A 20,088-nucleotide genomic window follows, 5' to 3' on the forward strand; every position below is an offset into this window, starting at 1 on the left:
TGCTCGGGGAGGGGGCCGCTGCCAAAGGCGGTGGTTCAGGGGCCCCTCCTTCGGCAAACTCGCGGCCCATTGCGCATTTGTGGCAGGCCCCCTCCACCAAGCCGCTGCGCGTCTTGGTCCCCCTCCCCGTTCCGGGGAGGATTTTGGGTCAGTCCAACAGAAACGTCCCTTCCAGCACTGTCACGCAGGTCCCGCCCAGGATCACCCGGTCGCCCTCCAGCCGGCAGTCCAGATATCCGCCCCGTGCGCTCGCCTGGAAGGCCGTGAACTTGTCCCGCCCCAGCCGTTTCGCCCAGTACGGCACCGCCACCGCATGCGCCGATCCGGTCACCGGATCCTCGTCGATTCCACCGCCGGGGGCGAAGGCTCTGCTGATGATGTCGGTGTCGTCACCCGGCGCCGTAGCGATGGTCAGCAGGTCGCCGCCCGCTGCCAGGGCGCGAAAATCGGGTTTCAGCGCGCGAACCTGCTCCGCATTCTCCAGCACCACCAGGGCATAGCGATGCTCGTGCCACAAGGTCTCGACCGCGCGCTCCACACCGAGCCCGGCGACGATCTCCGGCATCTGCTTGGGCGCCGGGACCCAGGCCGGCAGCGCCAGTTCGTAGCTGCCGCCGGCGCGCGCGACCTCGAGCATGCCGGCCTTGCGCGTGCGGAAGCGGACGCGCTCGCGATCGGGGTCGGACGACAATACGAAATGCCCGCTCGCCAGCGTGGCATGGCCGCACATCACCACCTCGACGGCGGGCGTGAACCAGCGCAGGTCGAAATCCACCCCCTCGTCGTCCGACGCGACCAGGAAAGCGGTCTCAGACAGATTGTTCTCGGCCGCGATCTTCTGGAGAATGTCGTCCGCCAGCCAGCCGGCCAGCGGCATCACCGCCGCCGGATTGCCTTCGAACGCCTGGCGCGCGAATGCGTCGATCTGCGCGATCGGTAGCCTCATTGCCGTCTCCTCAGCTCTAAATTTGTGGTCGCACCGCTTTTGCGGAAAACCGGCGCCCACTTTTCCGCGCGGTGCTCTAGATGCGTTTGCCGAACCAGTGCGGCGTCACGTCCGCCTCGACCAGCGGATTGTCGGTGTCGACATGGCCTTCGGGATCGACATGGATCAGCACTTCGACCTTGGGAAAGGCCTTGTGCAGCGCATTCTCGACCCGCTCGACGATCTCGTGCGATTGCTGGACGGTCAGGTCGCGCCCGACCTCCATGTGGAATTGCGCGAATTCGTGGCTGCCCGATCGCCGCGTGCGGAAATCGTGAATGCCCTTGAGGCCTTCCTGGCGCGCGGCGACCTCGATGAATTGCTTGCGCAAGTCTTCGGGCCATTCCTTGTCCATCAACTGATCGATCGCCACCGACGACGCCTGGAACGCGCCCCAGGCGAGCCATAATGCGATCAGGATGCCGAAGACCGGGTCCGCTCCCTGTAGCCCGGCGAATTGATCGAGCAGCAACGCGACGATCACCGACAGGTTGAGGAACAGGTCGGATTGATAATGGACCTTGTCCGCCATGATCGCGACCGAGCCGGTCTTGCGGATGATCGACCGTTGATAGGCGAGCAAGGCGAAGGTCGCGAGAATCGCGACGATCGACACGCCGATGCCGAATTCTGCGTCGGCGGTCTGCGCCTTGTCGCCGAGCTTGAGGATCGCGCGCCAGGCGATGCCGGCGGCCGACAGGGTGATCAGCGCGACCTGGAACAGAGCGGCGAGTGCTTCCGCCTTGCCATGGCCGAAACGGTGATCGTGATCGGCCGGCTCGGCCGCGACCTTGACGCCGTACAGCGTGACCAGGCTGGCGAGCAGGTCTAGCCCGGTATCGGCCAGGCTGCCGAGCATCGCCACCGACCCGGTGGTGTAAGCGGCATACCCCTTCAGCCCGAGCAGGAACAACGCCATCGCCACGCTGGCGAGCGCGGCACGGATCGCGAAGGGAATGATGCGGCGACGTTCGCTTTCGGTCATCATGGGTAGAGCAATCCTTCGACCCAGCGTCCGTCGCTGGCAAGGTCGAACACGCGGCGCTCGTGCAGGCGATGCGCGCGGTCCTGCCAGAATTCGATATGGGTCGGCGTCAGGCGATACCCACCCCAATGCGGCGGGCGCGGCACGTCGCCGCCTTCGAACCGCGCTTTGACTTCGTCGAATCGCGATTCGAACGTCGCGCGGCTGTCGAGCGGGCGCGACTGGTCGGACGCCCAGGCGCCGAGCTGCGAGTCACGGGCTCGGCTGGCGAAATAAGCGTCGGATTCGGCGTCGCTCGCTTGGGCGAGGCTGCCTTCGATCCGGATCTGGCGGCGCAAAGACTTCCAGTGGAACAGCAAGGCGGCATGCGGATTGGCCGCCATCTCGTGCGCCTTGCGGCTGTAGCGGTTGGTATAGAACACGAAGCCGTCGCGGCCATGCCCCTTGAGCAGCACCATCCGCACCGACGGGCGCCCATCGGCATCGGCGGTGGCGAGCGCCATCGCGTTCGAATCGTTGGGCTCTCTCTCGCGCGCCTCGGCGAACCAGGTGTCGAACAGGGTGAAGGGGTCGGTGGTCATGGAAGCCCCCTTAATCGATCCTCCCCGGGACGGGGAGGGGGGACCGCGCGCGTCAGCGCGTGGTGGAGGGGGCGGGCCGCAGGCGACAGCCGATGAGGCCTACCCCCTCCACCAAGCCGCTGCGCGTCTTGGTCCCCCTCCCCGCGAGCGTGGAGGAATGGGAACGACTCCCGTCCCCGCGAATTGAATCGGCTTCGCAACGGAGGTGTTTCATGGCTGCGCGTGCCTATTGGCAGGGACAGATCAGGCTGGCGCTCGTCTCGATCCCGGTGGAGATCTACACCGCGACCAAATCGGGCGCGCAAGTGGCGTTCCACCAGATCCACGAGCCGTCGGGCAAGCGGATCAAATACGAAAAGACCGTACCCGGCATCGGCGAGGTCGATCCCGACGAGATCGTCAAGGGCTTCGAGTACGAGAAGGGCGAGTACGTCCTGCTCGACCAGGACGAGATCGACGCGGTCAAGCTTGAGTCGAAGAAGACGCTCGAACTCACCCAGTTCGTCGACGTCAGCGAGATCGACGTCCTCTATTACGAGCGCCCCTATTTCGTGGTGCCCGCCGACGATCTCGCCGAGGAAGCGTTCATCGTGCTGCGCGAGGCGCTCAGGCGCTCGAAAAAGGTTGGGATCGGTCAACTGGCGATGCGCGGGCGCGAATATGTCGTCAGCCTGAAACCATGCGGGCGCGGAATGGTGCTCGAGACCTTGCGCTATGCGGGGGAAGTCAATCGCGCACAGGGCTATTTCCGCGACATTCCCGACAGCGAGCCCGACGAGGATCTGCTCGACCTTGCGACGACGCTGATCGACAAGAAATCCTCCAACTTCGACCCGTCCAAGTTCCACGACCATTATGTCGATGCGCTCAAGGACCTGATCGCTCGCAAGGCCAAGCAGAAGTCGCGCCGCAAGATCATCGAGGACAAGGATGACGAGGGCACTGGCCGGTCGGGCTCGAACGTCGTCGACCTGATGGCGGCGCTGAAGAAGTCGCTGGAGAAGCCGAGCGCGCGGCCGGCGCAGAAGGAAAGCGTCACCACCACCAAGAAGACCGGCCACAAGAAGAGCCCGGCGCGCGCGGCGCCGGCGAAGAAGCGTGCTTGAGCCCTGTCCGTCATCCCGGCGGAGGCCGGGATCGCTGGCGGCTCTTGCCGGAACAGCGCCGCCTGCGGCGCCGGCCTGCGCCGGGGCGACGGGGGGTGAGCATGGCTGACCGCGACCCCCTCGCCAAATACAATGCCAAGCGCGACTTCTCTAAGACTGCGGAGCCGAAGGGCGAGCGGACCGGCGATACCGGTCACCGTTTCATGGTGCAGAAGCACGACGCGACACGGCTGCACTGGGATCTGCGGCTCGAGGTCGACGGCGTGATGAAGAGCTGGGCGGTAACGCGCGGCCCGAGTCTCAATCCCGACGACAAACGTCTCGCGGTCCAGACCGAGGACCATCCGATCAGCTATGCCGATTTCGAGGGAACGATTCCTGAGGGCGAGTATGGGGGCGGCACGGTGATGCTGTGGGACGACGGCTGGTGGGAGCCGATCCCGGGCAAGTCGGCCAAGGATCTGGAGAAGGGGCACCTCCATTTCATCCTGCACGGCGAGCGGATGAAGGGCGAGTGGCTGCTGATCCGGCTCAAGCCGCGGGGGAAGGAGCGCAACACCAACTGGCTGCTGAGGAAGCTCGAGGACGATTATGCCGGCGGCTCGGACGATCTCGTCGAGAACGCCGTGACCAGCGTGAAGACCGGCCGTTCGATGGCGGAGATCGCCAAAGGCAAGAAGGCCAAGGAACTGGCGAGCTGGAAGGCGTTGCGCGCGGCCAGCACGTCGCCCCGGCGGAGGCCGGGGCCGGCGCGTGGCTCGGAAAGGCCCGCGCAACCCGGCGGCTCCGGCCTCCGCCGGGGCGACGCCAAGATGCCGAAATTCCGCGAACCGCAACTCTGCACCCTGGTCGACAGCGTCCCGACTGGGACCGGCTGGATCCACGAGGTCAAATATGACGGCTACCGCGCGCTCATCGCGATCGCGGGCGGCAAGGCCAAGGTTTACACCCGCAACGGGCTCGATTGGACCGACAAGTTCGCGGGCATCGCCGAGGCGGCCGCGCAATTGCCGGTCGGCTCGGCGCTGATCGACGGCGAGATCGTCGCGTTCAAGCAGGGCAAGCCCGATTTCTCGACGCTCAAGGACGCGATCTCGAACGCTGGCGAGATGACCCTGTTCGCGTTCGACCTGCTCGAACTGGATGGCGAGAACCTCGCCAAGCTGCCGCAGGTGCAGCGCAAGGAGCAGTTACGCCCGTTGCTCGACGGCGCGGACCCGCACCTCCAATATGCCGAGCACATCGTCGGCGAAGGCGAGAAATTGTTCGAGACGATGTGCCGCGAAGGCTATGAGGGGATCGTCTGCAAGCGCGCCGACGCGCCCTATGTCGGCCGCCGCACCCAGGCCTGGCTCAAGGTCAAATGCATCAAGCGCCAGGAATTCGTCATCGTCGGCTGGACCGAGAGCGACAAGTCGCGCGGCTTCCGCGCATTGCTGCTCGGCGTTCATGAGAATGGCGAATTGCGCTATTCGGGCAAGGTCGGCACGGGCTTCACGGTCGACACGATGAACGAGCTGCGCGCCAAGCTCGACCGCCTCGCGCGCAAGACGCCGACGGTCGAGGCGCCGCGCGCGGCGACCCGCGGCGCGCATTGGGTGACGCCCAAGCTTGTCGCGGAGATCGCCTTCACCGAAGTTACCCCCGACAAGGTGCTGCGCCATCCGAGCTTCCTCGGGTTGCGCGGCGACAAGGAGGCCGAAGAGGTGGTCGAGGAAAAAGCCAAGCCCGCGCCCAAGCCCAAGGCGTCGAGCATCAAGATCACGCATCCCGACCGGCTGATCTTCCCGGACTCGACCGTGACCAAGGGCGACCTCGCCGATTTCTACGAAGCGATGGCGCCGGTCGCGCTGCAATGGATCGCCGATCGGCCGATCAGCCTGGTCCGCTGCCCGCAGGGCCGTGGCAAGCATTGCTTCTTCCAGAAGCACGATGCCGGTTCGTTCGGCGATCACGTCAAGCATGTGAAGATCAAGGAGAAGGACGGCTCGGTCGAACCCTATCTCTATGTCGATGACGCCGACGGACTGCTGCAATGCGTCCAGATGGGCACGATCGAATTCCACGGCTGGGGATCGTCGGTCGCCGATGTCGAAAAGCCCGACCGCATGGTGTTCGACCTCGATCCCGACGAGGGGCTCGGGTTCGAGGAGGTCAAGAAGGCGGCGGCCGACCTCAAGCGACACCTCGCCGAGATCGGGCTGACCACCTTCGCGATGCTGTCTGGGGGGAAGGGCGTGCATGTCGTGGTGCCGCTGACGCCCGAGGCCGACTGGCCCGTGGTCAAGGATTTCGCGGACCGTTTCTGCGTCGCGCTGGCCCAGGCCGAGCCCGACCGCTTCACCGCGACCATGTCCAAGGCCAAGCGCAAGGGGAAGATCTTCCTCGACTGGCTCCGGAACCAGCGCGGCGCGACCGCGGTGATGCCCTACACCGCCCGCGCCCGCGCCAAGGCGCCGGTCGCGGTGCCGGTGACCTGGGCCGAGCTGGAAGACATCGACACGCCGGCGAAATGGCATGTCGGAGACCAGGCCGAGTTGCTCGAGCGCGCGTCGTCGAAGGATCTGGCGGGATGGGGGATCGCGCGGCAGGTGTTGCCGGACCTTTGATCTGACGTGCGGCCTTCAGCGGGCAGCCAATCCCCATCGTCGCCCCGGCCCTGTGCCGCGGTCCGCCGCGCCGCGAGTCATGGACGAGAGGCTTGAAGTGATGACCAAGAGGCACGGCGGATGCCGGGACAAGCCTGGCATGACGGGTGAGAACGAAGTCCTTCTGCTACTCCCGTCAGGGACGGGGCGGGACGAACCACACACCGCGTTGCGCTTCCCGCGCACATCCCCCAAATAGCGGGCCGAAATGGCATCCGATCCTTATTCCCTGCTGGGCGTGTCCCGCACCGCGACAGAAGCGGACATCAAGAAGGCGTATCGCAAGCTCGCCAAGGAGCTTCATCCCGACCGCAACAAGGACAATCCCAAGGCGGCGGAGAAGTTCAGCCAGGTGACGTCGGCCTATGACCTGCTGAGCGACAAGGACAAGCGCGCGCGCTTCGACCGCGGCGAGATCGACGGCGACGGCAATCCCGCGGCACCGTTCGGCTTCGGTGGCGCGAGCGGCGGCCCTCAGGGCGGGTTCCGGCCCGATTTCGGCGGCGAGCAAGCGGGCGATTTCAGCGATCTGTTCGAAGGATTGTTCGGGGGCCGCGCGCGCGGCGGCGCGGGCGGCTTTTCGGGCGGCTTCGGCCGGCGGCCGCAGCCCAAGGGCGCCAATGTCGCCTATCGCCTGACCGTGCCCTTCGCGGACGCCGCGACGCTGGAGCCGCAGCGCATCACGCTCGCCGACGGCAAGACGATCGACCTCAAGCTTCCCGCCGGGGTCGAAAGCGGGACGCAGATGCGCCTGTCGGGCAAGGGCCAGCCGGGACCCGGTGGCAATGGCGACGCGATCGTCACGATCGAGATCCAGCCGCATCGCTTCTTCACCCGCGACGGTGACGATATCCGGCTCGACCTGCCGGTCAGCCTTTCCGAGGCGGTGCTGGGCGCGAGCGTGCGCGTGCCGACCGCCGACGGCGCCGTCATGCTGACGGTGCCCAAGGGGTCGAGCTCGGGCAAGACGCTGCGGCTCAAGGGCAAGGGCTTCCACAAGAAAGGCGGCGGCCGCGGCGACCAATTGGTGACGCTGATGGTCGACCTGCCGGTCGATGACGATGCCCTGGTCGAGTTCGTCCAGGGCTGGAAGGACAAGGATCGCAATCCGCGCGGAAACCTGGGCGTCTGACGGCGGTTTCACTACCGGATGTCGCACCTTTCTCCTCTCTCGCCCGAAGCCCGCGCGCTGCGGGGCTATCGTGAGCGGGAAGGCAAGCCGCTTCCGGTCCGTGGCTGGATCATCACCAAGCGCGTGTTCGTCGGCGTCTTCGCCAACGGCTTCATGTATGCCGGCAACATCGCCTATCTGGCACTGCTGACGGTCTTTCCGTTCTTCATCCTGGCGGCGGCGATCGCATCGATCTTCGGGCAGAGCGCGGACGCGATGCGTGCGGTCGATTCGTTCCTGTCGACCCTGCCGTTCAGCGTTGCCGACCTATTGCGCAAGCCGATCCGCGACGTGCTCGCCGCGCGGACCGGCCCTTTGCTCATCCTCGGCGGACTGGTCGCCTTATGGTCGGTCGGCAGCTTCGTCGAAACCATCCGCGACATCTTCCGCCGGGCCTATGGCGTGACGTTCGACAAGCCGTTCTGGCATTATCGATTGGGCTCGATGGCGGTGATCGTCGGGTCGGTCGTGCTCGCCCTGCTGGCCTTTCTGATCCAGGGCGTACTGACCGCGACCGAACAATTCATCTATCACCTGATCCCCTGGGCGGCCGAACTCGGCCAATGGGTCGGCTGGTCGCGGATCATCCCGTGCTTCATCCTGTATTTCGCGCTCTATATGCTGTTCATGTCGGTGACGCCCGGCAAGTATCGCAAGAAGGGTTGCCCGCGCTGGCCGGGCGCGGCGTTCACCGCCTTGTGGTGGATCAGCGCCACCGCGTTATTGCCCGTGTTCCTCGCCAATCTCAGCAATTACGACCTGACCTACGGCAGCCTGGCGGGGGTGATCGTCACCTTGCTGTTCTTCTGGATCGTCGGTTTGGGCATTTCGATCGGCGCGCACCTCAACGCGGCACTAGCCGAAACGCCGTTGAAGGACGTAAGGGAAGGCTCGACGACGGAAATGGAGTTTGAAGCGGGATGACCGGACTGATGCAGGGCAAGCGCGGGCTCATCATGGGCCTCGCCAACGACCGCTCGCTGGCCTGGGGTATCGCCAAGAAGCTGGCCGAGGCGGGGGCCGAGATGGCGTTCAGCTATCAGGGGGAAGCGCTCGAGAAGCGCGTGCGGCCGCTCGCCGCCGAACTCGGCTCGGACTTCCTGATCGATTGCGACGTCAGCGACATGGCGGCGCTCGATACCGCGTTCGCTACGCTCAAGGCGCGCTGGCCGACGATCGATTTCGTCGTCCACGCGATCGGCTTCTCCGACAAGAACGAGCTGCGCGGCCGCTATGCCGACACCACGCTCGAGAATTTCCTGATGACGATGAACATCAGCGTCGATTCGTTCACGGCGGTGGCGCAGCGCGCGGCGGCGATGATGCCGAACGGCGGCTCGCTGCTGACGCTCAGCTATTACGGGGCAGAGAAGGTGGTGCCGCATTACAACGTGATGGGCCTCGCCAAGTCGGCGCTGGAGACCAGCGTCCAATATCTCGCGGTCGACCTCGGCCGCGACAATATCCGCGTCAACGCGATCTCGGCCGGCCCGATCAAGACCTTGGCGGCGAGCGGGATCGGCGACTTCCGCCTGATCCTCAAGTGGAACGAACTGAATTCGCCGCTCAAGCGCAACGTCACGATCGAGGATGTCGGCGGCTCGGCGCTCTATTTCCTCAGCGACCTGTCCTCGGGCGTGACCGGCGAGACGCATCACGTCGACGCCGGCTATCACGTCGTCGGCATGAAGGCCGAGGACGCGCCGGACATCGCGTTGGCATGATCAATCTCCCTCTCCCCTCCGGGGAGAGGGGCGGGGAGAGGGGCAGTCGGGGACGCTCCTGTCAAGAACTCCCTTTTCCAAACCCTCGTCCCGGAGGAAAAGGGTTTTCGGTTGAGCTACAATTCCTTCGGGCACGTCTTCCGCTTCTCGACCTGGGGGGAGAGCCACGGGCCGGCGATCGGCGCAATGGTCGATGGGTGCCCGCCGGGGCTGGCGCTGAGCGAGGACGACATCCAGCCCTTCCTCGATCGCCGCCGCCCGGGCCAGTCGCGCTTCACCACGCAGCGGCAGGAGCCGGACCAGGTGCGCATCCTGTCGGGCGTGTTCGAAGGGCGCACGACCGGCACGCCGATCAGCCTGATGATCGAGAATGTCGACCAGCGCTCCAAGGATTATTCCGAAGTTGCGCTCGCCTATCGGCCTGGCCATGCCGATTACGCCTATGATGCCAAATACGGCTTTCGCGACTATCGCGGCGGCGGGCGGTCGTCGGCGCGCGAGACCGCGAGCCGGGTCGCGGCCGGCGCGGTCGCGCGGCTGGTGATCCCGGAAGTGTCGATCCTCGCCTGGGTCGAGGCGATCGGCGGGGATGCGATCGATTACGACCGGTTCGACGCGGGCGAGGTCGCCAACAATCCGTTCTTCTGCCCCGATGCGGCCGCGGCCGCGCGCTGGGAGAAACTGGTCGACGACGCGCGCAAGGCGGGCTCGTCGCTCGGCGCCGTCATCGCCTGCGAGGCGACCGGCGTGCCGCCGGGCTGGGGCGCGCCGCTCTACGCCAAGCTCGATGCCGAGCTCGCCCATGCCTGTATGGGAATCAACGCGGTCAAGGGCGTCGAGATCGGTGACGGCTTTGCGGCGGCGGCGCTGACCGGGGAACAGAATGCCGACGCCATGCGTCCTGGCAGCAACGAATCGGGTGGCCCGCATTTCCTGTCCAACCATGCGGGCGGGATCGCGGGAGGCATCTCCACCGGCCAGCCGGTTCGCGTGCGCGTGGCGTTCAAGCCGACCAGTTCGATCCTGACTCCGGTCGAGACGATCACGCGAGACGGCGAGGCTGCCGAGATCCGCACCAAGGGACGACATGACCCCTGCGTCGGCATTCGCGGCGTGCCGGTCGTGGAGGCGATGGTTGCGCTGGTGCTGGCGGATCAAAAGCTATTGCACCGCGCCCAAAACGGCTGATTTCGCGTCATTTAGTCCCGATTGAGGCTCAATCGCCGCCCAGTCGTTCGATTCCGTGGACGTAACGACCCCGGCGTCCGGAGCTTTTTCGAGAGCCCGCCTTTTCCTTACCTGTCCATTCAGGACGGGAGAGATTGAATGAAGTTTGTCACGCTTGCAGGCGCCCTGATCCTCGGCGTCTCGGGTGTCGCGTCCGCCCAGACCACGCCGGCGACCCCGGCGACACCCGCCACGCCCGCTACCCCGGCCACGCCGGGAACGATGGGCACGCCGACGGTTCCCGCCACCCCGGCGACTCCGGCGACGCCTGCAACTCCGGCCATGCCCGACACGGCCGCTTCCAGCACGGCGCCGGCGCCGGATGCGACCGCGCCCGACGCGACCGCCACGCCCGATGCCACCGCCACGACCGACACGGGCAAGAAAAAGAAGGGCAAGAAGAAGTCAGGCGATAGCCCCGGCCCACCCCCATGCGACTGGCTCGCGCTTGTAGAAGCGCGGGTTTGTTGGGGCTAACTGGGCTCGCTCTTGCCGCCGGCGCTTTCCGCGCACCGGCAGCAAGGGCGGGCCCGCTTCCTATGCGGCAGCTACGCCGGACCGGTCAGTCCGCGAAGGGATCGCGCACCAGGATGGTGTCGGCACGCTCGGGGCTGGTCGAGACCAGCGCCACCGGGCAGCGGATCAGTTCCTCGATGCGGCGGATATATTTGATCGCCGCCGCCGGTAGCTCGGCCCAGCTGCGCGCGCCCGCGGTCGATTCCGACCAGCCGGGGACGGTTTCGTAGATCGGCTCGACCGCCGCCTGATCGAGCGGGTGCGGGGGCAGATAGTCGAACGTCTTGTCGCCCAGCCGATAGCCGGTGCATATCTTGATTTCGTCGAGCCCGTCGAGGATGTCGAGCTTGGTCAGCGCGATCCCGGTGATGCCGCTGACCGCCGCCGACTGGCGCACCAAGACCGCGTCGAACCAGCCGCAGCGCCGCTTGCGCCCGGTGTTCACGCCGAACTCGCGCCCGCGCGTGCCGAGATATTCGCCGATCTCGTTATCCTGCTCGGTCGGAAAGGGACCCGAGCCGACGCGCGTCGTGTAGGCCTTGACGATCCCCAGCACGAAGCCGACCCGGCTCGGCCCCAGGCCAGACCCCGACGACGCCGTCCCCGCCACCGTGTTCGACGAGGTCACGAACGGATAGGTGCCGTGATCGACGTCGAGCAGCACGCCCTGCGCGCCTTCGAACAGGATGCGCTTGCCGCTTTCGCGCGCCGCGTTGAGCGTCACCCAGACCGGCTTGGCATAGGGCAGCACGAAATCGGCGATCTCCTTGAGGTCGGCCAGCAACACCTCGCGGTCGACCGGCGGTTTGCCGAACCCCGCGAGCAGCGCATCGTGATGCGCGCAGAGGCGGTCGATCTGCGGGCCGAGCTGGTCGAGATGCGCGAGGTCGCAGATGCGGATCGCGCGGCGGCCGACCTTGTCCTCATAAGCCGGGCCGATGCCGCGGCGCGTGGTGCCGATCTTCTGTCCTGAATTGCCGGCGTCGAGCGCGTCTTCGCGCAGCGCGTCGAGATCGCGGTGGAGCGGCAGGATCAGCGGCGTGGTCTCGGCAACCTGGAGCAGGTCGGGCGTGACCGTGACGCCCTGCTCGGCGATCCGGGTCACTTCGTCGCGGAAATGCCAGGGATCGAACACGACACCATTGCCAATGACGCTCAGCGTGCCCCGGACGACGCCCGAGGGAAGCAGCGCGAGCTTGTAGGTTTTACCGTCGATGACGAGCGTGTGCCCCGCATTGTGCCCGCCCTGGAAGCGGACGACGACGTCGGCGCGTTCCGACAGCCAGTCGACGATCTTGCCCTTGCCTTCGTCACCCCATTGGGCGCCGATCACGGCTACGTTGGCCACGGCTTTGTTCCTTCACTCTAAGTTCGTCATGCCGGACTTGTTCCGGCATCCAACCCTCAACGGGCAATATCGCCCGAGGCGCATTGGACCCCGGCACGAGGCCGGGGTGACGGTTGGGTTATCTGGCCAGGTCGTGAACCTCACCATCGGTCAAAATATGCGTGCAGAGCTGCGCCTCGGGCGTATCGCCCGCCTCCAGCGCCGCCACCGTCACCCAGCCTTCGCCGCGCAGCTTCGCGGCCAGCGCCGGATCGGTTCCGAGCGGTACGAACAGCCGGCGCCGCTCGTCATGCGCCAGGCCTGCCGCGACGATCGCGTCGATATACAGCGTGAAGCCGATCGCGGTCTCCTCGCTGCCGTCCTCGTGCACGATCGTGTAGCTGCCGCCGCGCCCGATCTCGCCGCGCGCGCCGCCGGCGAACAGCGAGAAGCCGAGCCAGGTCTGATATTCGAAGCCGTGCCGCTCGGTCGGGTCGAGCGTCAGCGCGACGCGGTCCTTCACGCTCTCGGCGACTTTCCACAGCCCATCGAGCCGCGAGCGCAGCGCGCCGCCGACATCGAACCGGCAGAGGCGATCATGCGCCGGCTCGAACGGCCCGGCGGCCTCGATCATCGGCAGATAAGCGGGGGCCAGCGCCGCGACCGCGCCGGCATCCTTGGCGTCGAGCCGGTCGGCCAATTCGTCGAGCGACACCTCGCCCAGCGGCAGCGGCCCGGCGGCAAGCGTCGCCAGCAGATCGGGCAAGGTGAAGTCGATCGAGATGCCGGAGACCCCGGCCGCCTCGAGCGCCTCGACCGCGACGGTGACGATCTCCTGCGCCGCCGCGATCGTATCGAGCCCGATCAGCTCGCAGCCGGCCTGGCGCCGCTCGCGCTCGGGCGACAGCTCTGACGCGCGCAGCCGCAGCACCGAGCCGGCATAGCTCAGCCGCACCGGCCGCGGGTGATGTCCCATCCGTGTCGCGGCGATGCGCCCGACCTGCGCGGTGATGTCGGGCCGGATCGCGAGCGTGCGCTGGCTGATCGGATCGACGAAGCGCACCGCGTCCTGGGCGCGCGCCGATTTCAGCCGATGCGCCAGCGCATCCTCGAATTCGGCGAGCGGCGGGTCGACCCGCTCATAGCCATGCGCATGCGCGGCATCGAGCACACGCCGCTCCAACCGCGCCGCCGCATCGGCGTCGGGCGGCAGACGATCGTGAAAGCCGGAAGGGAGCAGAGCGTGAGTCACGTCCGCCCCCTTAGCGTGCCTTGCTCAGAACGACAGCCCCATCACGGTCTTCACGCCCGCCAATTCGCGGACGCGGGCGATCAGATCGGCGTCGACCGCATCGTCGACCGACAGCAGCAGCACCGCTTCGCCGCCCGCCGAGCGGCGGCCGAGGTGGAAGGTGCCGATGTTGACGCCGGCTTCGCCGAGCATCGTGCCGATCCGGCCGATGAAGCCCGGCGCGTCCTCGTTGACCACGTAGAGCATGTGACCGGCGAGGTCGGCCTCGACCTTGATGCCGAACAATTCGACCAGGCGCGGGGCCTGATCGCCGAACAGGGTGCCGGCGACCGACCGCTCGCCCGAATCGGTCTTGACCGAGACGCGCAGCAAGGTGTGGTAATCGGCCTCGCGCTCGGTACGCACCTCGCGCACTTCCATCCCGCGCTCCTTGGCGAGCAGCGGCGCGTTGACCATGTTCACGGTGTCGGTCTGGGTGCGCAGGAACCCGGCCAGCACTGCCGAGACGATCGGCTTCTGGTTGAGCTCGGCGGCGGCGCCCTCGGCGTGGATAGAGATGCGGCCGATCGGGCCGTGGGTCAGCTGGCCGACCAGCGAGCCGAGCTTTTCCGCCAGCGCCATGTACGGCTTGAGCCGCGGCGCTTCCTCGGCCGACAGCGACGGCATGTTGAGCGCATTGGTGACGCCGCCCGAGACGAGATAATCGGCCATCTGCTCGGCGACCTGGATCGCGACATTGACCTGCGCTTCGGTAGTCGAGGCACCGAGGTGCGGGGTCGAGATGAAATTGGGCGTGCCGAAGAGCGGACTGTCCTTGGCCGGCTCGGTCACGAACACGTCGAGCGCGGCGCCCGCGACATGACCTGAATCGAGCAGTTCCTTGAGTGCCGCTTCGTCGATCAGGCCGCCGCGCGCGCAATTGATGATCCGCACGCCCTTCTTGGTGCGCAGCAGATTGTCGCGGCTCAGGATGTTGCGCGTCTGGTCGGTCAGCGGCGTGTGGAGCGTGATGAAATCGGCGCGCGCCAGCAATTCGTCGAGATCGACCTTTTCCACGCCAAGCTCGACCGCGCGTTCGGGCGAGAGGAACGGGTCGAACGCGACCACCTTCATGCGCAGGCCATGCGCACGGTCGGCGACGATCGAGCCGATATTGCCCGCCCCGATCAGGCCGAGCGTCTTCGAGGTCAGCTCGACGCCCATGAAGCGGTTCTTCTCCCACTTGCCGGCCTGGGTCGACAGATCGGCCTCGGGCAGCTGGCGGGCGAGCGCGAACATCAGCGCGATGGCGTGCTCGGCGGTGGTGATCGAATTGCCGAACGGGGTGTTCATCACCACCACGCCCTTGGCGCTGGCGGCGGGGATGTCGACATTGTCGACGCCGATCCCGGCGCGGCCGACCACCTTGAGGTTGGTCGCGTGGTCGAGGATGTCCTTGGTCACCTTGGTCGAACTGCGGATGGCGAGACCGTCGTACTCGCCGATGATTGCCTTGAGTTCCTCCGGCGTCTTGCCGGTGATCTCGTCCACCTCGACCCCGCGTTCGCGGAAGATCTGGGCGGCCTTGGGGTCCATTTTGTCGCTGATCAGTACCTTGGGCATGACGTTTGCCTTTCTGCAAACGTCATCCTGACGAAAGTCAGGATCTCGGGCGGCAAGCGCTTCGCCTGTGGCACGAGATCCCAGCTTTCGCTGGGATGACGGGATATTAGTTGGAAGCTTTCGCGGTGGCGTAGGCCCAGTCGAGCCACGGCCCGAGCGCCTCGATATCGGCGGTGTCGACGGTCGCGCCGCACCAGATGCGCAGCCCCGCCGGCGCATCGCGATAGCCGGCAACGTCGAACGCGGCGCCTTCCTTCTCGAGCGCACTCGCCATCGCCTTGATCAGCGCCTCGTCGGCGCCCTCGACGGTCAGGCAGACGCTGGTCCTGGACCGCGACGCCTCGTCCAGCGCGAGATGGCCGAGCCAGTCGCGCTCGGCGACGATCTTATTGAGCGCCTCTGCATTGGCATCGCAGCGTGCGATCAGGCCCCCGCCACCGCCGACCGACTTCGCCCATTCGAGCGCGAAGATCGCATCCTCGACCGCCAGCATCGACGGCGTGTTGATCGTCTCGCCCTTGAACACGCCCTCGGCGAGCGCGCCTTTCGAGACCAGGCGGAACACCTTGGGGAGCGGCCAGGCCGGCGTGTAGGCGGTCAGCCGCTCGACCGCGCGCGGGCCGAGGATCAACACGCCATGGCCGCCTTCGCCGCCGAGCACCTTCTGCCACGAGAAAGTCGCGACATCGATCTTGTCCCAAGGCAAGTCATAGGCGAACACCGCGCTGGTCGCGTCGGCGAAGCTCAGGCCCTCGCGGTCGGCCGGAATCCAGTCGCCGTTCGGCACGCGGACGCCGCTGGTGGTGCCGTTCCAGGTGAACAGCACGTCGTTCGACCAGTCGACCTGGTCGAGATCGGGCAACTGGCCGTAATCGGCGCGCACCACGGTCGGGTCGATCTTGAGCTGCTTGACCGCATCGGTGACCCAACCTTCACCAAAGCTTTCCCAAGCGAGCGCGGTGACCGGACGCGCACCCAGCATGGTCCACATCGCCATCTCGAACGCACCGGTGTCGGACCCGGGGACGATGCCGATCCGGTGCGTGTCGGGCAGACCGAGCAACTCGCGCATCAAGTCGATGGCATATTGCAGGCGCGCCTTGCCGAGCTTCGAGCGGTGCGACCGGCCGAGCACCTCGACCGCGAGCTTCGACGCATCCCAGCCCGGAGGCTTGGCGCAGGGACCGGAGGAAAAATGGGGGCGAGCCGGCTTGGTATCGGGCTTCGCAATGGACGCACGGGGGGCGTCGGCAACCGTCGAGTCAGTCATATAGTCTCTCCTTGCAGAGAGCGCGCGCGGCGTTGGGACCGCGTGGCCCGTCGGCCGCCCTAAGGATTTTGTGCGCTGCGTCAAGGTGCTTGCGGTGGACGGCGGCGAGCGGACGTGGATAATCGACGATCAGGAGCAGGGGGAAACGCGATGTACGACTTCAGAGACCCGAGCGGACGAGGGCGCGCCGCCATCATCGCGGTGCTGGTGTGGATCGTTGCCGACTGTGCCTATACGATCGGAAGCGCATTGGTGATCGCGGTGCTCAATGGTGCTGGGCCGCCGCCGGCGACCGTCGACGCTTTCGTCAGGGCCGTCAGTATCGTGCAACTGCTCGCGACACTGTGTTCGGTCGTGTTCGTCGCGCGCTGGATCATGCGCGTCAACGCCAATGCGCAGTCGATGTCCGATTGGATGACCATCACACCGGGCTGGAATGTCGGCTGGTTCTTCGTTCCGATCGCGACCTTGTGGAAGCCGTTCCAGGGATTGCGCGAGGCGTGGCAAGCGAGCGTCAGCCCGAACGATCCCGGATCGGTCGCGGTGCCGGTGCTGATGCGCTGGTGGTGGGGATTGTGGTTGCTGACCAGCGTCCTCGGCAACATCTCAACCAGGCTGTCGTTCGGCGCGACCGATGCCGGCACCCTGCTCACCGCAAGCTGGATCGATGTGGTGTCGTTCGCGGTCGACCTGCCGCTCACGCTCGTGTTGATCAGGATGATCCGCAACTTCGATACGCTCCAGGCACGGGGCCCGGATTATGCCGAGACGTTTGCCTGACGATGGGCACGTTTCCCCGCGTCCGTTAGTGATTCGTTAACCATGTTCCTGCACCTTCGTGCGCGTGAAGCGTCTCGTTCCCCTGGTCGCCTTTCTGCTCAGCGGCTGCCTGTTCGGCGGAGGAGGTAACGACCGTCTGCCGCCGGCGCGGCCGATGGGTGCGCCGCCGATCACGCTCAACCTGCCGACCAGCAAGGCAACACATGAATGTTTCGCCGATCTGTCACGCGAGCAGGTGCGCTATTCGCCGTTGCCCGACCGCGATTACGGCGGTGGCTGCACCGTGATCGGCGCGGTCCAGCTGATCGATATCGGTGTGCCGGTCACCGGGCTGAAGGCGATGCGCTGCGGCCTTGCCGAGGAGTTCATCGGCTGGACGCGCAATGCCGTCGCGCCCGCCGCCTATCAGATTCTCGGCAGCCGATTGGTCAAGGTCGAGACGTTCGGCACCTATGCCTGCCGCAACACGATCGGCACCGCGACCGAGCGGCTGTCGGGCCATGCCCTGGCCAATGCGGTAGACGTCTCCGCCTTCATCCTGGCCGACGGCCGCCGCGTCTCGATCCAGGATGGCTGGCGATCGGATGATCCCGAGGTGCGGCGCTTCCTGGGAGTCATCCACACGTCCGCCTGCAAGCGATTCGGCACGGTGCTCAGCCCCGACTATAATTCGGCGCACCAGAACCATCTGCACCTCGAGGACGACCACAAGAATTTTTGCCGGTGATTTCCTCTCCCGCTCGCGGGAGAGGGAGGGCTCGCCGCCGGAGGCGGTGGGAAGGGTGAGGGTCTCTTCTTTCTTCTTCTTTCGCCGCGCTATCTGCTTGGAAGAAAGAAGACCCTCACCCAGCCCTCTCCCGTGAACGGGAGAGGGCCTAAGGCCCCCTTCATTCCGTCACAACTTTGCTCTAGGTGGCTGGGATGACTGATACACGAGTACCGTCGCGGGTTTTTCCGCGCGCCAAGCAGGAAGCCGACCGCGCCAAGGGCGGCCTTTCCACCCCGCAGACCCAGGATCCGGCCTACCGGCTCGCTTTCCAGGACATGGACTTCCTGCTGCGCGAGGATCTGCGCCCGGTCCGCTTCCAGCTCGAATTGCTCAAGCCCGAATTGGTGATCGACGAAGCGGGGATCGCCTCGACCTTCGTGATGTATGGCTCCGCACGCATCCCCTCGCCGGAAAAGGCGCAAGGCGTGCTCGACGCGGCGACCGACGAGGCGTCGCGCAAGGTCGCCGAGCGGCTGGTCGCCAAGTCGAAATATTACGAGGTCGCGCGCGAGCTTGGCCGGCTGGCGTCGAGCTTCCCGACCGACACCGATGGGCGTCGCCATTTCGTCGTGTGCTCGGGCGGCGGGCCGTCGATCATGGAAGCGGCCAATCGCGGCGCGGCGGATGTCGGCGCCGAATCGATCGGGCTCAACATCGTGCTGCCGCACGAGCAGGCGCCCAACCCCTACGTCACCCCGCGGCTGAGCCTGCAATTCCACTATTTCGCGCTCAGGAAGATGCACTTCCTGCTCCATGCGCGCGCGCTCGCGGCCTTCCCGGGCGGTTACGGCACGTTCGACGAATTGTTCGAACTGCTGACCCTGATCCAGACGGGCAAGATCCAGCCGATCCCGGTCCTGCTCTACGGCAAGGACTTCTGGCAGCGGGTGGTCAATTTCGAGGCTTTGGTCGAGGAAGGCGTGATCAGCGCCAAGGACCTCGACATCTTCACCTATTGCGAGACGGCGGAAGAGGGCTGGCAGCACGTCCAGCGCTTCTACCAAGAGCGGTCGCTCGACGAAGGACTGGCCGAAGCCGAGCGCCATGCCGCCGAAGAGGTCGCGGCGCAGGCGGACACGACGCGGTGAGAACTTAAATCCTCCCCCAGCTCGTCTGGGGGAGGGGGGACCATTCGCGTAGCGAATGGTGGAGGGGCGACGCGCGTTAGCGCGGCGAGGCCACGCGCCCCTCCACCACGCGCTGACGCGCGCGGCCCCCCTCCCCGAGCAAGCTCGGGGAGGATTGTTTGTGGCGATTTCTGGAAGGTTTACTTCTTCGCGGCCGGCGCCGTGGCGTTGCCCGCGGCCGGAGCGGCGGCATTGCCGGCCGCCGGGGCGCTGGCATTGCCCGCCGCCGGCGCGGCGCTGTTGCCGTCGGCCGCCTTGGCGTCCTTGCCCGCCGGGGCGGCGGCGGGCGCGGCCGGCAGCGGCAGGTTCGAACCCTGCGAATTCAGGTACAGGATGACGTCGGCGCGATCCTTGGGGTTCGACAGGCCGGCGAAGGTCATCTTGGTGCCGGGGGCGTATTTGCGCGGGGAGGTCAACCAGGCATTGAGCGAATCGAAATCCCACTTGCCGCCCTTGGCCTTGAGCGCGTCCGAGAAAGCGAAGCCGGCCTTGCCGGTCGCGACCGCTTCGCCGACCGTGGCGTAGAGATTGGGGCCGATGCCATTGGCGCCGCCCTGGTTGATCGTGTGGCACGCCGCGCACTTCTTGAACACTTCGGCGCCCTTCGCGGCGTCGGCGGTCGGCAGCAGGGACGCGATCGGCACTTCGGCCGCGGCGCCGCTGTCGCCGCCCTCGTCCACCGCCTCGACCGGATAGCCTTCCTTCTTGGGCTCGCCGCTATGGAAAATCATGCCGCCCGCGATCGTTGCACCCAGCGCGACCAGGCATCCAGCGAGGGTCCAGCCTGCGATCGTATTGGTCTTGTCGGACATGATTTTTCGCGTACGCCCCTGAATTGAACGACTGCCCTTTAGTAAGCGCTTTTGTGCGGGGCAAGGTGGAGTGTTGTTTGGCGACCTCACGGTCGCTGGCGGTGGGGGGGGCGGGGCCCCCCCCCCCCCCCCCCCACAGGTAGTGGTATTGGGGGGGGGGGGGGGGGGGGGGGGGGGGGCGGCCGCGCCCCCGGGCGGGGGCGCAA

18 protein-coding genes are annotated in these 20,088 nt (G+C 66.5%); 10 read left to right on the top strand and 8 right to left on the bottom strand.

The genetic code is table 11. The features are described 5' to 3' along the window. Window positions 1-148: 148 nt before the first annotated feature. From ACTHJR_RS14800 to pdxH, 3 genes are all read right to left on the bottom strand, one after another. Window positions 149-946, bottom strand: a complete 798-nt coding sequence (locus ACTHJR_RS14800; protein WP_440524008.1) for a PhzF family phenazine biosynthesis protein — start codon at window positions 944-946, stop codon at window positions 149-151. A 76-nt stretch (window positions 947-1,022) separates the two neighbouring features. Further along, window positions 1,023-1,970, bottom strand: coding sequence for a cation diffusion facilitator family transporter (locus ACTHJR_RS14805; protein ID WP_440524025.1), 948 nt, complete (start codon window positions 1,968-1,970; stop codon window positions 1,023-1,025). Next, window positions 1,970-2,551, bottom strand: a complete 582-nt coding sequence (gene pdxH / locus ACTHJR_RS14810; RefSeq protein WP_440524009.1) for a pyridoxamine 5'-phosphate oxidase — start codon at window positions 2,549-2,551, stop codon at window positions 1,970-1,972. The genes ACTHJR_RS14805 and pdxH overlap by 1 nt, the downstream gene beginning before the upstream one ends. 212 nt (window positions 2,552-2,763) lie before the next feature. Between pdxH and ku the strand changes: the two genes are divergently transcribed. The 7 genes from ku to ACTHJR_RS14845 all read left to right on the top strand — a co-directional run bounded on the left by ku (window position 2,764) and on the right by ACTHJR_RS14845 (window position 10,904). Beyond that, window positions 2,764-3,657, top strand: a complete 894-nt coding sequence (gene ku, locus ACTHJR_RS14815; protein ID WP_440524010.1) for a non-homologous end joining protein Ku — start codon at window positions 2,764-2,766, stop codon at window positions 3,655-3,657. A 101-nt stretch (window positions 3,658-3,758) separates the two neighbouring features. Continuing rightward, window positions 3,759-6,266, top strand: coding sequence for a DNA ligase D (gene ligD, locus ACTHJR_RS14820; protein ID WP_440524011.1), 2,508 nt, complete (start codon window positions 3,759-3,761; stop codon window positions 6,264-6,266). A 247-nt stretch (window positions 6,267-6,513) separates the two neighbouring features. Next, window positions 6,514-7,437, top strand: coding sequence for a DnaJ C-terminal domain-containing protein (locus tag ACTHJR_RS14825; protein WP_440524012.1), 924 nt, complete (start codon window positions 6,514-6,516; stop codon window positions 7,435-7,437). A gap of 18 nt (window positions 7,438-7,455) precedes the next feature. Then, window positions 7,456-8,400, top strand: coding sequence for a YihY/virulence factor BrkB family protein (locus ACTHJR_RS14830; protein ID WP_440524013.1), 945 nt, complete (start codon window positions 7,456-7,458; stop codon window positions 8,398-8,400). Continuing rightward, window positions 8,397-9,200, top strand: coding sequence for an enoyl-ACP reductase FabI (fabI, locus tag ACTHJR_RS14835; RefSeq protein ID WP_440524014.1), 804 nt, complete (start codon window positions 8,397-8,399; stop codon window positions 9,198-9,200). Before ACTHJR_RS14830 ends, fabI begins: the two co-directional genes overlap by 4 nt. A 111-nt stretch (window positions 9,201-9,311) precedes the next feature. Continuing rightward, window positions 9,312-10,388, top strand: coding sequence for a chorismate synthase (gene aroC / locus ACTHJR_RS14840; protein ID WP_440524015.1), 1,077 nt, complete (start codon window positions 9,312-9,314; stop codon window positions 10,386-10,388). Window positions 10,389-10,526: 138 nt separating this feature from the next. After that, window positions 10,527-10,904, top strand: a complete 378-nt coding sequence (locus tag ACTHJR_RS14845) for a hypothetical protein (protein WP_440524016.1) — start codon at window positions 10,527-10,529, stop codon at window positions 10,902-10,904. A gap of 85 nt (window positions 10,905-10,989) precedes the next feature. Here the strand turns inward: ACTHJR_RS14845 and ACTHJR_RS14850 are convergent, their stop codons facing one another. The 4 genes from ACTHJR_RS14850 to ACTHJR_RS14865 all read right to left on the bottom strand — a co-directional run bounded on the left by ACTHJR_RS14850 (window position 10,990) and on the right by ACTHJR_RS14865 (window position 16,394). After that, window positions 10,990-12,291 carry an adenylosuccinate synthase gene (locus ACTHJR_RS14850; protein WP_440524017.1) on the bottom strand — a complete coding sequence of 434 codons (1,302 nt, stop codon included), beginning with the start codon at window positions 12,289-12,291 and terminating at the stop codon, window positions 10,990-10,992. A 118-nt stretch (window positions 12,292-12,409) separates the two neighbouring features. Then, a complete protein-coding gene (locus ACTHJR_RS14855) occupies window positions 12,410-13,522 on the bottom strand; it encodes an ATP phosphoribosyltransferase regulatory subunit (protein ID WP_440524018.1) in 1,113 nt (370 codons plus the stop codon). Between the two features lie 24 nt (window positions 13,523-13,546). Continuing rightward, window positions 13,547-15,124 (bottom strand): phosphoglycerate dehydrogenase, encoded by a 1,578-nt coding sequence (gene serA / locus ACTHJR_RS14860; protein WP_440524019.1) that lies wholly within the window; start codon window positions 15,122-15,124, stop codon window positions 13,547-13,549. Window positions 15,125-15,230: 106 nt separating this feature from the next. Continuing rightward, window positions 15,231-16,394 carry a phosphoserine transaminase gene (locus ACTHJR_RS14865; RefSeq protein WP_440524020.1) on the bottom strand — a complete coding sequence of 388 codons (1,164 nt, stop codon included), beginning with the start codon at window positions 16,392-16,394 and terminating at the stop codon, window positions 15,231-15,233. 150 nt (window positions 16,395-16,544) lie between these two features. Here ACTHJR_RS14865 and ACTHJR_RS14870 point away from each other — a divergent pair, with 150 nt between their 5' ends. From ACTHJR_RS14870 to ACTHJR_RS14880, 3 genes are all read left to right on the top strand, one after another. Beyond that, window positions 16,545-17,174 carry a DUF4328 domain-containing protein gene (locus tag ACTHJR_RS14870; RefSeq protein ID WP_440524021.1) on the top strand — a complete coding sequence of 210 codons (630 nt, stop codon included), beginning with the start codon at window positions 16,545-16,547 and terminating at the stop codon, window positions 17,172-17,174. 64 nt (window positions 17,175-17,238) lie between these two features. Further along, window positions 17,239-17,901, top strand: a complete 663-nt coding sequence (locus ACTHJR_RS14875; protein WP_440524022.1) for an extensin family protein — start codon at window positions 17,239-17,241, stop codon at window positions 17,899-17,901. A gap of 194 nt (window positions 17,902-18,095) precedes the next feature. After that, the gene (locus tag ACTHJR_RS14880; protein WP_440524023.1) at window positions 18,096-19,031 is read left to right on the top strand and encodes a TIGR00730 family Rossman fold protein; all 936 of its coding nucleotides are present in this window, start codon (window positions 18,096-18,098) and stop codon (window positions 19,029-19,031) included. A gap of 179 nt (window positions 19,032-19,210) precedes the next feature. Here the strand turns inward: ACTHJR_RS14880 and ACTHJR_RS14885 are convergent, their stop codons facing one another. Continuing rightward, complete coding sequence (locus ACTHJR_RS14885; protein ID WP_440524024.1) at window positions 19,211-19,882, bottom strand: c-type cytochrome; 672 nt, start codon at window positions 19,880-19,882, stop codon at window positions 19,211-19,213. Between the last annotated feature and the right edge of the window lie 206 nt (window positions 19,883-20,088).

Origin of the sequence: Sphingomonas sp., from assembly GCF_051962185.1 — a bacterium.
Classification (GTDB): domain Bacteria; phylum Pseudomonadota; class Alphaproteobacteria; order Sphingomonadales; family Sphingomonadaceae; genus Sphingomonas.